This window comes from Marinobacter adhaerens HP15, assembly GCF_000166295.1.
Classification (GTDB): domain Bacteria; phylum Pseudomonadota; class Gammaproteobacteria; order Pseudomonadales; family Oleiphilaceae; genus Marinobacter; species Marinobacter adhaerens.
Map to the genome: position 1 here is coordinate 662612 of NC_017506.1, position 12236 is coordinate 674847.

At 56.1% G+C, this 12236-nt stretch carries 14 protein-coding genes, 1 tRNA gene and 1 pseudogene; 5 read left to right on the plus strand and 11 right to left on the minus strand.

Translation table 11 applies throughout. From position 1 onward, the window contains the following. Window positions 1-17 precede the first annotated feature (17 nt). The 5 genes from HP15_RS22980 to HP15_RS03205 all read right to left on the minus strand — a co-directional run bounded on the left by HP15_RS22980 (window position 18) and on the right by HP15_RS03205 (window position 4483). Window positions 18-1238 (minus strand): methyl-accepting chemotaxis protein, encoded by a 1221-nt coding sequence (locus tag HP15_RS22980; protein ID WP_014576158.1) that lies wholly within the window; start codon window positions 1236-1238, stop codon window positions 18-20. Window positions 1239-1246: 8 nt separating this feature from the next. Further along, a complete protein-coding gene (gene lipA, locus HP15_RS03190; protein WP_014576159.1) occupies window positions 1247-2299 on the minus strand; it encodes a lipoyl synthase in 1053 nt (350 codons plus the stop codon). A gap of 129 nt (window positions 2300-2428) precedes the next feature. Next, window positions 2429-3706 (minus strand): O-acetylhomoserine aminocarboxypropyltransferase/cysteine synthase family protein, encoded by a 1278-nt coding sequence (locus HP15_RS03195; protein ID WP_008176355.1) that lies wholly within the window; start codon window positions 3704-3706, stop codon window positions 2429-2431. A gap of 1 nt (window position 3707) precedes the next feature. Continuing rightward, window positions 3708-3968 carry a hypothetical protein gene (locus HP15_RS03200; RefSeq protein WP_008176354.1) on the minus strand — a complete coding sequence of 87 codons (261 nt, stop codon included), beginning with the start codon at window positions 3966-3968 and terminating at the stop codon, window positions 3708-3710. Window positions 3969-4048: 80 nt separating this feature from the next. Then, window positions 4049-4483, minus strand: coding sequence for a PACE efflux transporter (locus HP15_RS03205; protein WP_014576160.1), 435 nt, complete (start codon window positions 4481-4483; stop codon window positions 4049-4051). A 136-nt stretch (window positions 4484-4619) separates the two neighbouring features. On the opposite strand from HP15_RS03205, the gene HP15_RS03210 reads away from it, so the two are divergent. The 5 genes and pseudogenes from HP15_RS03210 (at window position 4620) to HP15_RS03225 (ending at window position 8041) form a co-directional block, all read left to right on the plus strand. After that, window positions 4620-5531, plus strand: a complete 912-nt coding sequence (locus HP15_RS03210; RefSeq protein ID WP_227499693.1) for a substrate-binding periplasmic protein — start codon at window positions 4620-4622, stop codon at window positions 5529-5531. A gap of 313 nt (window positions 5532-5844) precedes the next feature. Continuing rightward, window positions 5845-6576, plus strand: a complete 732-nt coding sequence (locus HP15_RS03215) for a substrate-binding periplasmic protein (protein ID WP_041644979.1) — start codon at window positions 5845-5847, stop codon at window positions 6574-6576. A gap of 117 nt (window positions 6577-6693) precedes the next feature. Continuing rightward, window positions 6694-6837: pseudogene (locus HP15_RS22455) on the plus strand (tyrosine-type recombinase/integrase); the annotation flags it as partial. Further along, entirely contained in the window at window positions 6809-7159 is a 351-nt protein-coding gene (locus HP15_RS22270) for a hypothetical protein (RefSeq protein WP_014576163.1), read from the plus strand. The pseudogene HP15_RS22455 and the gene HP15_RS22270, both read left to right, overlap by 29 nt. A 153-nt stretch (window positions 7160-7312) precedes the next feature. Then, complete coding sequence (locus tag HP15_RS03225) at window positions 7313-8041, plus strand: type 2 periplasmic-binding domain-containing protein (protein WP_014576164.1); 729 nt, start codon at window positions 7313-7315, stop codon at window positions 8039-8041. Between the two features lie 87 nt (window positions 8042-8128). On the opposite strand, the gene HP15_RS22275 is transcribed toward HP15_RS03225, so the two are convergent. The 6 genes from HP15_RS22275 to HP15_RS03250 all read right to left on the minus strand — a co-directional run bounded on the left by HP15_RS22275 (window position 8129) and on the right by HP15_RS03250 (window position 12223). Next, window positions 8129-8230: transfer RNA gene (locus HP15_RS22275), tRNA-Met, on the minus strand. A 247-nt stretch (window positions 8231-8477) separates the two neighbouring features. After that, window positions 8478-9476: a phage late control D family protein gene (locus tag HP15_RS03230; protein WP_014576165.1), complete on the minus strand. Its 999-nt coding sequence runs from the start codon at window positions 9474-9476 to the stop codon at window positions 8478-8480. After that, complete coding sequence (locus tag HP15_RS03235) at window positions 9467-9679, minus strand: tail protein X (RefSeq protein WP_014576166.1); 213 nt, start codon at window positions 9677-9679, stop codon at window positions 9467-9469. The genes HP15_RS03230 and HP15_RS03235 overlap by 10 nt, the downstream gene beginning before the upstream one ends. After that, window positions 9669-10061, minus strand: a complete 393-nt coding sequence (locus HP15_RS03240; RefSeq protein ID WP_014576167.1) for a phage tail protein — start codon at window positions 10059-10061, stop codon at window positions 9669-9671. The genes HP15_RS03235 and HP15_RS03240 overlap by 11 nt, the downstream gene beginning before the upstream one ends. Beyond that, complete coding sequence (locus tag HP15_RS03245) at window positions 10061-11815, minus strand: phage tail tape measure protein (RefSeq protein WP_014576168.1); 1755 nt, start codon at window positions 11813-11815, stop codon at window positions 10061-10063. Before HP15_RS03245 ends, HP15_RS03240 begins: the two co-directional genes overlap by 1 nt. 123 nt (window positions 11816-11938) lie before the next feature. After that, entirely contained in the window at window positions 11939-12223 is a 285-nt protein-coding gene (locus HP15_RS03250; RefSeq protein WP_014576169.1) for a phage tail assembly protein, read from the minus strand. Between the last annotated feature and the right edge of the window lie 13 nt (window positions 12224-12236).

The following is a 12236-nucleotide window of genomic DNA, read 5'->3' on the forward strand; positions in this document are numbered from 1 at the left end:
AGAGTGTGCCATAAACCTCAGTTAACCGTGACCTTTGACGAAGCTTCTTCCAGGGAATCGATCAGCTTTTTCAGGCGGCGGCTCATATCCGCGCTCTCGGCAAGCTGGGTCACCATGTTCTGGGTGGTCTCGCGAATGCCCTGAACGTTAGCCAGCACATCGTCGGTGCCGGCGGTCTGGTCTGCCGACACGTTGGCGATTTCCTGGTTGGTATGATCGATCCGGCTGACCACCTCGTTGATGGCTTCCAGGGCTCGGCGGCCTTCCTCGGATTCCTCGACGCAGCGGGTGGCATCCTCAGAACTTCCGGTCATCTGATTTACGGCGGTGTTGATGGCGCTTAGAAGCCGATCGATCGTGCCCTGAATCTGATCGGTGGAGTCCTGGACCCGTTGGGCCAGTTTACGGACTTCATCAGCCACGACGGCAAACCCTCGGCCCTGTTCGCCAGCTCTGGCCGCCTCGATGGCCGCGTTCAGGGCCAGCAAATTGGTCTGCTCGGCAATGCCCCGGATTTCGGTGATGGCGTGGCTGATTTCATGGCTGTTTTCGGCCAGGGCTTCGACGCTGCTGGCGGAATTGCGCACCACATCGGCAAGCTTGCGGATGCTGTCGGCGCTCTGTCCGACACGGGTGCTGCCGTCGCGAGCGGCATCGCTCGCCTCGTGGGAGAGAGTCTTGGCTATTCCGGCCTGTTCGGCGATGCCGGTGAAGCTCTGCAGCATGGTTTCGATGACTTCCGCGGACCGGTCGGCGCCCTGTTGTTGGCGACCGAGGTCATCCCGACGGGCTTCGGCGGCCGCGGTCAGTTCCTCGACTTCCCGGTGTAGTCGTTCGATGGCTTCCTTCATGCTACGGACCACGCCCACGGTACGGTCCTGCATGGCGTTGAAGGCGCTGGCCATCTCGCCGATTTCGTCGGTGGAATCCACCACCGCCCGCTGGCTAAGATTGCCCGAAGCCTGAACGTCGACCATGGTGTTTTTCAGGCGATTCACGTGGCGTTCGATAAACGAGATCAGCAGCTGGGACCCGGCCATCTCGAGCACCATGAGTATTGCCACAACCAGCGCGAATCCGGGTGCCGTATCAGCGAAGACCTCGTTGAACGACCGGCCGGTCTGCCCGGCAATCGTGTTCATGGCATAGAGAACGAGCAAGCAGAGAACAGCAAAAACGACAATGTTCAGCAACCAGAATTTGTACTTCAGCCGGGCATTTCGCAGCAGTGTCAGCATGTATGTTCTCAGTCGATGGCCTTCACCGGAATCTGCATGGCATTGGAGGCTTGGGGAACCTCGGGCACGGCGAGACCCAGATTGTTTTTATCGAAGACTTTGTCAGCCCGGTAGCTGGAGCGGACCATGGGGCCGGATGGCACTTCCATGAAACCCTTCTCCAGGCCGATTTCCCGGTAACGGTTGAACTCTTCGGGGGTGACGTAGCGTTCTACCGGCAGGTGATTCGGAGTAGGGCGCAGGTACTGGCCCAGAGTCAGGATATCCACACCGATGGCGCGCAGATCGTCCATGGTTTCCAGGATTTCCTCTTCGGTTTCGCCCAGCCCCAGCATCAGGCTGGTCTTGGTAAGCACGTCCGGACGGTGCTTCTTGGCGTGCTCCAGGACCCGGAGGGTTTTTTCATACCCGGCACGCGGATCACGAACCCGACTGGTCAGCCGCTTGACGGTTTCCACGTTCTGGGCAAAGACATCCAGCCCGGAATCCACTACCTTCTCAACGTCCGCCATCACCGCATCAAAATCCGGCGTCAGAGCCTCAACGGCGACTTCCGGCGTGCGCTGTTTGATGGCAGAGACGCAAGCGGCATAGTGTGCAGCGCCGCCGTCGTCCAGGTCGTCACGGTCTACCGAGGTAAGCACGATATAACGAAGGCCCATCAGCTCTACGGACTTGGCCGTGTTCTCTGGCTCTTCATGATCGAGCCAGCCTTTCGGGTTGCCGGTGTCCACCGCGCAGAATTTGCAGGCCCGGGTACACACAGACCCCATCACCATGATGGTGGCCGTGCCGGCGGTCCAGCACTCACCGATATTGGGGCAATGAGATTCCTGGCAAACGGTGCTCAATCGGTGCTCACTGACGTTCTTGCGCACCGCCTCATAGCGCTCGCCCCCGGGCATGCGTGCCCGGAGCCATTTAGGCTTCGGCTCTCGCTTTTCCGCTGTTGTGGCTTCCTGCTTCGATGACCGCTTGACGCCATCCTTGATGGCCGAGAAGCCATGCTCATTGCGGAATTTGGAACCACTGGTAATGCGGGTTTTTGCGCTTTCGCTCATTGCAACCGGACTCTCGATTCGGGCATGGGGAACACTAAAGAGTAATGGCCTGGCGGGGGAGTTACAAGACAGATAGGGGCAATCACGAGGGTGCCGGGCACGACATTGGTCGTACCCGGTTGACCGCTATCAGGCCTGGGCTTTGTCCAGGGCCTGGGTAATGTCGGCAATGATGTCGTCGACATGCTCGATACCGATGGACAGCCGCACCAGATCCTCGCTCACACCGGCGCTCTTCAGCTCTTCCGGGTTGAGCTGGCGGTGGGTGGTGGTGGCCGGGTGGCAGGCCAGGGACTTGGCGTCACCGATGTTCACCAGACGCAGGATCAATTCCAGGGCATCGATGAACTTTGCCCCGGCTTCCCGGCCACCCTTGATGCCGAAGCTCAGGATGCCGGACGCTTTCCCGCCGGAAATCTTCTCGCAGGTCGCCTTGTACGGGCTGTTGGCCAGGGTCGCGTAGTTGACCCATTCAACAGACGGGTGCTCCTGCAGGAAGTTCGCGACTTTCTCGGCGTTCTCGCAATGACGTTCCATGCGCAGCGCCAGGGTTTCCAGACCCTGCATGATCAGGAACGCATTGAACGGAGCAAGGGCGGCACCGGTGTTGCGCAGCGGAACCACTCGGCAGCGGCCGATGAAGGCAGCAGGGCCCAGGGCGTCTGTGTAGACCACGCCGTGGTAGGACGGATCCGGTTCGTTCAGCATCGGGAACTTGTCAGCACTGGCTTTCCAGTCGAACTTTCCGGAATCCACGACAACGCCTGCGACGGTGGTGCCGTGGCCACCGATGTACTTGGTGAGCGAGTGAATCACGATATCGGCGCCGTGCTCGATCGGGCGGCACAGGAACGGCGTGGCAACCGTGTTGTCCACCATCAGCGGGATGCCGTGTTTGTGCGCAATTTCGGCCCAGCGTTGGATATCGACCACGTTGCCTGCCGGGTTGCCGATGGACTCGCAGAACAGGGCGCGGGTGTTCTCATCAATAGCCTTTTCCACGGCATCGAAATCGTCATGGCGAACCATCTTGCACTCAATGCCCTGGTTCGGCAGCGAGTGCGCGAACAGGTTGTAGGTGCCGCCGTATAGCTGACTGGTGCTGACGATGTTGTTACCCACCTTGCAGATGGTCTGCAGCGCATAGGTGATGGCCGCCATGCCAGAGGCCACGGCCAGGGCGCCAACACCGCCTTCCAGTTCTGCCATCCGCTCTTCGAGAACCGCGTTGGTCGGGTTCATGATACGGGTGTAGATGTTGCCCTGAACCTTCAGGTCAAACAGATCGGCACCGTGCTGGGTGTCATCGAAGGTGTAGGACGTGGTCTGGTAGATCGGGGTGGTAGCGGCCCGGGTAGTGGGATCGCTTTTGAAGCCTGCGTGCAGCGCTAGGGTTTCCGGTTTCATGTCAACGGTCCTTGCTGGTGTGTTGTTCTTTATGGGTTTCAGCCCGTGAGTATGCCACAGAGTTTGTCTTTAGAGGATCGTCCCGCTCCCTCCTTGCAGACCTGAGATAGTCACTGATGGATGGGTAGAAGAATATCCCCAGGCAGACCCAGAAAACACTGATCGACAGGATGGCCGCCTTCACGCTCGCGCCGGCGAACCCAAGGGCAATGGGAACCAGAACAACGGCCAGGAACACGGTGAGCGCGTGGCGGGATTTCATAATGCGATACAACCTTAAAACGCATTCGGGCGGAGTTTCTATCCTATCCGACTCTCCCCTCTGGAATTGTCAAAGTTTGTTTAGGTGGCGTTGGATTTCTTGGCGTCCGTGTCAGGAAATATTGTGTCGTAACACCAGGTGAATACGAACGCATACACCAGATAGAACACCACGAACGCCACATCTACGATCAGCGCTTGCAACAGGCCAATGCCCATCCACCAGGCAATGATCGGCAGGAAGATGAGCATCAGGCCCAACTCGAAACTCACCGCATGCAGGAAACGGATCCGCAGGGATTTTCGGGTTGAGCCATTGAAGTGCTTCAGGCCGTGATCGAATCCCAGGTTGAACAGGTAGTTCCAGATGGTCGCGATGGTGGCGCCAACTACACCAAGAACTCCGGTTCTTCCTATATCGAATCCGAAGGTTACGGCAGCGAGGGGAACGGAAAGCAGGAGGCCGATAACCTCAAAGGAAATCGCCTGTCGAACTCTGTCTCTGGTTGATCTCATAGAATGATTTGTACGGAGGCGGGTCGTCCCGCGTTCACTGCCCGGGAAGGGTGGGGTCGTCCCCAGAAGCTCAGGAGCCCGGCGCTTTTGCGACGGGCTTGCCAGAATACTGGTAGCAAGGGGCGGAGTCTAACCGTTGCCCGATAAAGACGACAACGCAAAGGGCTGGAAAAGATGGGCACGGTGCCGATATGACAACTACTATAAAAAAAGCGCTTGGTGTTGTGTGTTAGTCAATGTCACGTTTTTTCGCTTAAATGCCTTAAAAGGTATGCACTGTATTCGCATGCTTGGGAGGTGGGACATGCAAAGGCTCGTATGGCTGAAGCTTTTTCCTTTCTTTTTGTTCCTGTTTTTTTCTCTGTCCCTGTCCGCTGATTCAAAACGTCACCATATTGTCGGGGTCTTTGCAGATATAGAACGCGAAATTTCTGTAGAAAATGGAAAACTCGTGGGTCGTTTTGCGCCCTATTATCATTGCGTCTTTAGCCGCGTAGACGGCGATTTCAGGTTCGTTAACATGCCGTTGGCCCAGATACTTCGCCAACTTGAAAAAGGTGGTATTTCAATTGGGTTGCCGTTAATTCAAACGGTAGAAAGGGATCAGTATGCGGACTTTGGCGGTACTTTGTTCCAATTGGAATATGTGTATCTCATGGTTCAGGATTTGCCGCAGCTAGAGAGCATGACGGGGCTCAGGTTTGGATTTGTCCGAAAGTTTGCGGGTTTAGAGCTTTTAAAAGGTGATAGCCCTCAAGTAACGCATGTCTCTGATTGGGAGCAGGCTGTCCGAATGCTCAGGCTCGGTCGGGTAGATGTCGTGGTTCTACCCAAGATCATGATGGACCTGTATCTCAAGGACTATCAAGGGGCTTATTATGACCGAACCGCAGCCTGGATAGATTTGTCCATGTACATTTCTCACAGTGTAGAGGATAACGGTCTCAAGGAAGACTTCAGGGATGCCATAAGAACCTGCCGCTTGATTGGCGAGAAAAATCATGAGGCCTGGGATATCCCCGGGAGACAGCGAGATCCAGAAGACTGACCTGGCGTCAGTGAATTTGCCGCCTATCGATAAAAGTACGGCGCTCTGGGGCAGCTTACAAACGACGTGGTTTCTCCGCCCCCCGCAACACTTGATTCATATTCCTAGTCACACCTTCGCCAGTTGTCCGCTCAATCACACTTTAGAGGCATTCGTAAAATACTGTGTAATCGATTGAGTAATCCTTCCTATTGATTGCGGATGTGATATATCTTGCACTTTGTTGGTGCGTGGCATGTTTTCAGTTCTGGTGTGAAAGTCGGGAGAATCAGCCTGAAAAAGTTGCCAGTGCAGGTATTCGGAGGTCTTTAGGGTGAGATTCGTCATTTTAACGTGTGTGCTGCATGTTTTTTCTATGACCTACGCACACTCTTCAGAACGTCTGTCTGTTGGTGTCATTGATGATACTGTCGGATGGATCGGCGTTGAGGAGGGGCAGCTCACTGGCGATTTATCCAAACCTTACCATTGCGTATTTGACCACTCCGGGTTGGAGATCGAAGCGATTTCTGTCTCATTGAATCGTGGCCTGGTTGAGCTTGAGCTAGGCAGGCTCGATATCGTGCTACCGATAGCTAGAACATCACAAAGGGACGAGAAAGCCGATTTCGCTGGTCCTTTGTACAGCGCCGGGTTTTCGATCGTAAGCTTACGATCATCGCAGCTTGATGCGGCTTTTGCCGAAACGCCCAGGCTACGATATGGGATCGTTTTGGGCTTTGTCGGCAAACAGTTTATTCCAGAGTCCGCGGGTAGAGTCGAAGAAGTATCAGATTGGTCGCAGTTAGTGGAGATGCTCAAGCTGCAGCGAATCGATGTTGCTGTAATGCCATCAGGTATGGCGAAGCGTTTTCTCGACAGCGAGCGGGAGGTACTTTCTGCCTGGGAGGTCGGCGTGATTCCTGTTTCCTTATACATGTCGAAAAAGTTGCGGGACACCGACGTTCAGCGCGCTCTGATGCTGGCGATCCAGCGCTGCAAAATAGAAGAGGCTATCAATACGGAGTTTGTTGGCGTTGACTCGCACTCCCCGTCCTCGATGTAGACAACTTGTATTCAGCCAATAAAAAGGGTCACGACCTACGCCGCAACCCTTTAAATCTTGGTGGCAAGGGGCGGAGTACTCGAGCCTGCGGCCCTGACCCTTAGGGCCGTTCCTTAACAGCTCACCCAGATTCTTCGGCACACCTTCGCCAGTCACTACATGATGAATTGGGGTGGCATCCATACGCTTCAGCGGATTCTTGGGCACGGCAACGTGACCATGATCATGAAGTATGCCCATCTGTCACCAGATCACCTGTAGTCTGCTGTTCGGCCGTCTTCCGCAACTTCACTTAGTCCTGGTCACGTTCCTCGTTCTTCGTGATGTAACGTTTGATGTCATTGAAAAGAAAATGCCAAGGGCTAACCAGAAGATCCCGATCGAAGCGGCAGCGGTTTTTCCTGTCTGTCCTGCGAACGCAAGTGCGACTGGTACCAAAACCAACGCCATGAATACCGGAATGATCTTTCTTGTGCTCACTGTCGGATACAACCTCGGAATCGCGCATAGAGACAAGCCAACCAGCCTATCCGAATACCTCGTAGGCAACTGTCAAAGATTGTTTAACCTGCCTGCGGTGTGACAATGACCGTTTTTGAGCAATTAGGAGATCTTGTTACTACTATTAGAAGTACATTCTGTAGAGGTTCAGTCGGATATGCCTACATTAACGGCAGCGAAAATCGCGAAATGCAGTAAAAACACGCACTGGATCCGCGTGCCTTGGAGGTGGATCATGGAACGGGCATTTTTGCTCAGGCTTCTCCAAATCCTTTGGTTGTCTCTGTTCTCAGTATCCCTGCTTGCTGATTCCAAACGCACCCACGTAATCGGCGTCTTTGATGATATCGATCGGGAAATTGCGGTTGAGAACGGAAAGCTTGTGGGCCGTTTCGCGCCCTACTATCGATGCGTTTTTAATCGCGTGGAGGGAGATTTTAAATTCGTTGAAATGCCCTTGGCTCAAATGCTTTACCGCTTGAGGAAAGGTGGCATATCTGCCGGCTTGCCCCTGGTGCAGACGCCGGAAAGGGATGAATACGCGGACTTTGGCGGCTTATTGTTCCAGACCGAGTATGTCTATCTGCTCCTGCGAGATCTCCCACCGTTGGATAGTCTGACTGGTCTTCGGTTCGCGTTCGTCCGGAAGTTTGTTGGTGGCAAGCTTTTGAGAGGAGAGGATCCACAAGTGACTGACGTGTCTGATTGGGGGCAGGCAGTTGAACTGCTCAAAAATAATCGCGTCGATGTGGTTGTTCTGCCTTGGGTGCTGATCGACACTTACATGAACAAATACGATAAGCCCTATTATAATCGGACAGCGGCCTGGGTAGATCTCTCGATGTACATTTCTCACAAAGTGAATGACAGTCGCTTTACTGAGGATCTCCGGAAGGCAATCAGAGAGTGTCGTTCCATTGCGCACCAGAACCAAGTTTCTTGGGATACTCCTACGAGACCATAGCCGTTGCGGAGCTGACACCCCCCTGTAGGCAACTTTTAGTCAAACAATAAAAAAGGGTCACGACTTGCGTCGCAACCCTTTGAATCTTGGTAGCAAGGGGCGGAGTCGAACCGCCGACCCCAGCATTATGAGTGCTACCAGCAAACGTAACCGGTTGATTTTATTGTAGCTGAAAGCATTGCCCTCGCCCACATTTGTCTATTTGCGCGCATCCGTGGCTATGGTGTGGCCGCAAAATGCCCACACGGCCTTTCAGAGGATCGATTAAAAACCCCTGCACCCCATATATGGGCGCGAAGCAGGGCAGGGCATTGATATAAAAGGAAAAGCGGGTATTTTGTGTGCCGAGAAAATCGGGAATTTCAGACTTTATAAATCAATGCCTTAGATTATGGTTTTGGTTGCCAAAATGCTCATAGGGTTTTGCTCTATCGGGTTATTGGGGCGTCTCGGCGTTGATGGATATCCGGTACCCACCGGAGTCGATCGCATGCGTCACTTTGGTCACCAGCCAATCACCATTCACCCCGGGCCGAACGCCAGAAATCGCCAGCCGTGACTCCGCAATGATGTCGGTTCTTCCTGGAAGCGAAGCTGACAGCTTGGCATTACCCCTGTCGGCCTTTCGCTTCTCTGCGTTGGCGGCCGCCTGGGCTTCCTCAGCGGTTCGGAATTGCCCCCTGAGTATCTTCACCGGTTCACCGGACCCGGCGGTCACGGTCTTTTCCTCGGCGGCGTCCTTGTCGTGCCAGTGGGCCTGGATGGTTCCGAAGGATTCACGCTCTTCGATGGACACGGACCAATCCGTCAGATCCTTCCTGGCAAGACTGATCGCGGGTAATGGATCACCGCTCACGGTCTGAGATTCTGCCCGCTTGGTAATAATCAGCTGTCCGCCAGCCGGCTTTGCGATGGCATCGTAGGTCTTGGCTACCCTGGTCAAGAGATTCATGTCGGACTCCCCGACCTGGTCATAGTGCGGCAACACCTCTGTGGCCAGATCGGTGGGTACCGCAGCCGTCATGTTGTGCTCTGTGGCGATCGTCTGCACCAGGCCGCCCAGCGTGAGCCCGGCATCCCATGATCGGGTCTTTCTGGTCTGCAGGGCGGTTTTCCCGCCAGCACTCTGCTTCTGTGGTGCCGCCTTGGCCTTGATGACCATGGAGTCGGGCGGGCCGCTCAGGTCGATTCCGGAAACTACAAACAACCCCATCCGTGTGGCGGCATCATCGTACCCAATCCAGACTTCCAGCTCTGCGCCAGTGGGCGGAATAATGATCGGGTTGTCCCGGTCATGATCGGAGAGCGAGATTCGGAGGGAATCCGAGGTGACGCCGGCCACATCGGTGATGGTCATCGAGCGGAAACGGGACCGGATGGCCTCGGTGATGTCGCTGTTGTTGGCCTGGATCCGGAAAGACGGCTTCAATCCCACAGCCTGACCCCTTGCTGTTGCTCAGGCTCCGGTACCGGAGGCAGTTTGATCTCGATTCCAGCCGGAAGGGTGGGACCATAGTCCGCCAGCCCGGGGTTCTCGCTGAAAATGGTTTCAACGATCTGGCCATCCTGCCGGCCGTAGTGCTTCCAGACCACGAAGTCGACTGTGTCCCCGGCCTTGGTGTTGTATTTAAGCGCCATCGTCGTACTTCCTGAGCTGCATTCTGAAATTCTGCTTTCGAGGAGCGCCAGCTGCAGCGAACACGCCTTGTTCTTCCTCGACGCGCTCGATCACCCAACGGCCATGAACCCGCCCCCGGCCATCGACCAAAATCAGCGGCTTCCGCTTTCCGGCCTCGGAGCGCATGGTGTCAATCTGACCCAGGCCGCCCTTGTGAGCTGGATAGATCACGCCCTGTAGATTGATAGTGTCGCTTCCAGGGCCAACGTCCTGGAGTGCTGGGCTCTGGCCAATCCGGTCCTGCTGTGCCCAGCGGTATTCGGTGACCCTGTTCAGGCTCTGGTAGGCAGCAGTATCGACGCTGAACGTGAACTGGCCCAGCTTCATCATTACATCCGCCATCAGTACGCTCCTGCCGGCTGATCATATAGGGCACCGCTGCCTTCCTCGTTACGGCGCTGCTCGATGATTCTGGCGACTCGCTGGGCCAGACCCTCGGCATCTTCGCCTGGCTGCTGGGTGATGCTGATGTTGAATGTGTCGCCGCCTCGCATGTTCCGGGTATTGCTGGTACTGCCACTCATCGCAGCTGCCTGCTGTTCTGCCTGGGCAATGGGAGGTGGCCCCGGACGGGGTGCGTAGCTACCGCCAGCCGAGGCGCTTCCCGCGTCATCGTCACCGATCCCGAAGAAGCTGGCGACCTTGCCGGCAGCTTTACCCACCCAGGACAGTTTCTCTCCGATCCAATCGAAAGCCGCAGAGGCTGCGCTGGTGATGCCGCTCCACAAATCCGAGAAGAACTCGCTGATCGGCTCCCAGTACTTGTAAACCAGGAAGGCAGCCCCGGCGATCGCGGTGACGATCAGGCCAATCGGGTTAGCCGCCAACGCAACACCAATGGCTTTTATACCAGTGGCCACCATGGGCAGTGCGGTTGCCAGTGAGCCAAGGGCGCCGACCAGTTTCACAGCAGAGATTACCAGGGGCGCAAACTTGATCCCGATAAGGACGATTGCCAGGTTGTCAAAGCCACCCACCAGATTGGCGAGCTTCGACGTCAGACGGCCTACGGTCATCATCATTTCGCCGATGCCTTTGGCAGCACCAATGATAGCGGGCAAGGCGGATTCGGTTTTCTCTGCAATCGTCTGAGCCCAGCCGGATATCTTGTCCCGGTTCTCCACGACAAAGGAGGTGAACCGGTTGAAGAATTTGGACATCACGGGCATCAGTTCCGCGCCGATGAGCTTGCCAACACCGCCCAGGGTGGCTTGCATGTTGGTCATTTCATCGGTGAACTTTTCAGCGGCCGCCAGGTCATCGTCACCCAGCACATAGCCAAGCTCCTGAGCGCGCTGGCGCAACCGCTGGATTTCCTCGGAGGAGGACTGGGCAATCAGGCCCATCTTCAGGCCGGCCCGGCTGAATGCGGCGGAAGCCATGGCGTTACGTTCGCTGGCATCTGTGGCTTCCCGCATCGCCTGGGTGTAGATCTCGAAGGCTTCCTGTGTGGATTCTGTGGCCTCCAGTGTTTCGTACAGGGCCGGGTTCATTTCCTTCAGCTGAGTGGCGAGGGCACCGCTGCCCCGGGTCTTCAGTTCGCCCAGGCGCTTGCCGAAGGCCAGCAGGGATTGGTTGAACGTCTCCTGACTGACGCCAACCCGATCGGCCGCAAACTGGTATTCCTGATAGGCCTGAGCGTTGAACTCGATAGCCCGGGAAGTCTTGGCGACGGCGTCACCGGTGCTGGCGACTTTGTTGGTCAGGCCGACCATGGCCGTTCCGGCACCAATGGCTGCGATCGAAGCGTTCCGAAGGGTGGTGACCGACTTGCCAACCTGTCCGGTGAAATTGGAATAGGCACCGGAAACACGTTGACGCGCCTTTTCAACCCGGAGCAGCTGTTCCTGTTTCCTGCGCAGCGTATCGAGCTGGCCGGTCAGTTGACCATACTCACGGCGGAGGCCATCCACGTTCCGGCCCATCCGGCCGAAGGTGTCGATGGATTTGCCCAGGGTCTTCTGGCGCTTTTCAACGGTGCGGATCGAATCACCGACCTCACCCAGCCGGGCTTTGGTGGAGGTGAGGCCTTTGGTCAGGGTCCGGCCAACGCCACCGCCGATCGTGATTGTTGCGTTCAGCCTTTTATTTGCCATCGCGCTTCGGTAATCCGTTCAGCCACCAGTAAAACTGGCTGGTTCTCATGGCCGTTATTTCCGCCAGCGACCAGCCGGTGAAGGACGCCAGGGTCAGAACGTCCGCTCTTAGAACCTCGCCCCTTACTCGGTAAAAGCCTCCATTGCCTCCTGAACACGCCGGTAATTGCGCATTGTCATCTTCTTGATGTCGTCAGGAGTGACTTCACACAGGTTTGCCAGGAGGGTCACTTCCTTGGTCGCAGCGGAGCCCTTCAGCTGGTCGACGTCGAGCTGGTCCTGAACGGTCGGCTCCCGCATGGTGAGCGTGCTGACCTCGGCACCGTCGATATCGATTGGGGCTTTCAGCGTGATCTTGATACCGGTCTCGGTTTCTTCCAGGTAGTCAGGGAGTGTCTGTTCCGACATGGGTTATCTCTCG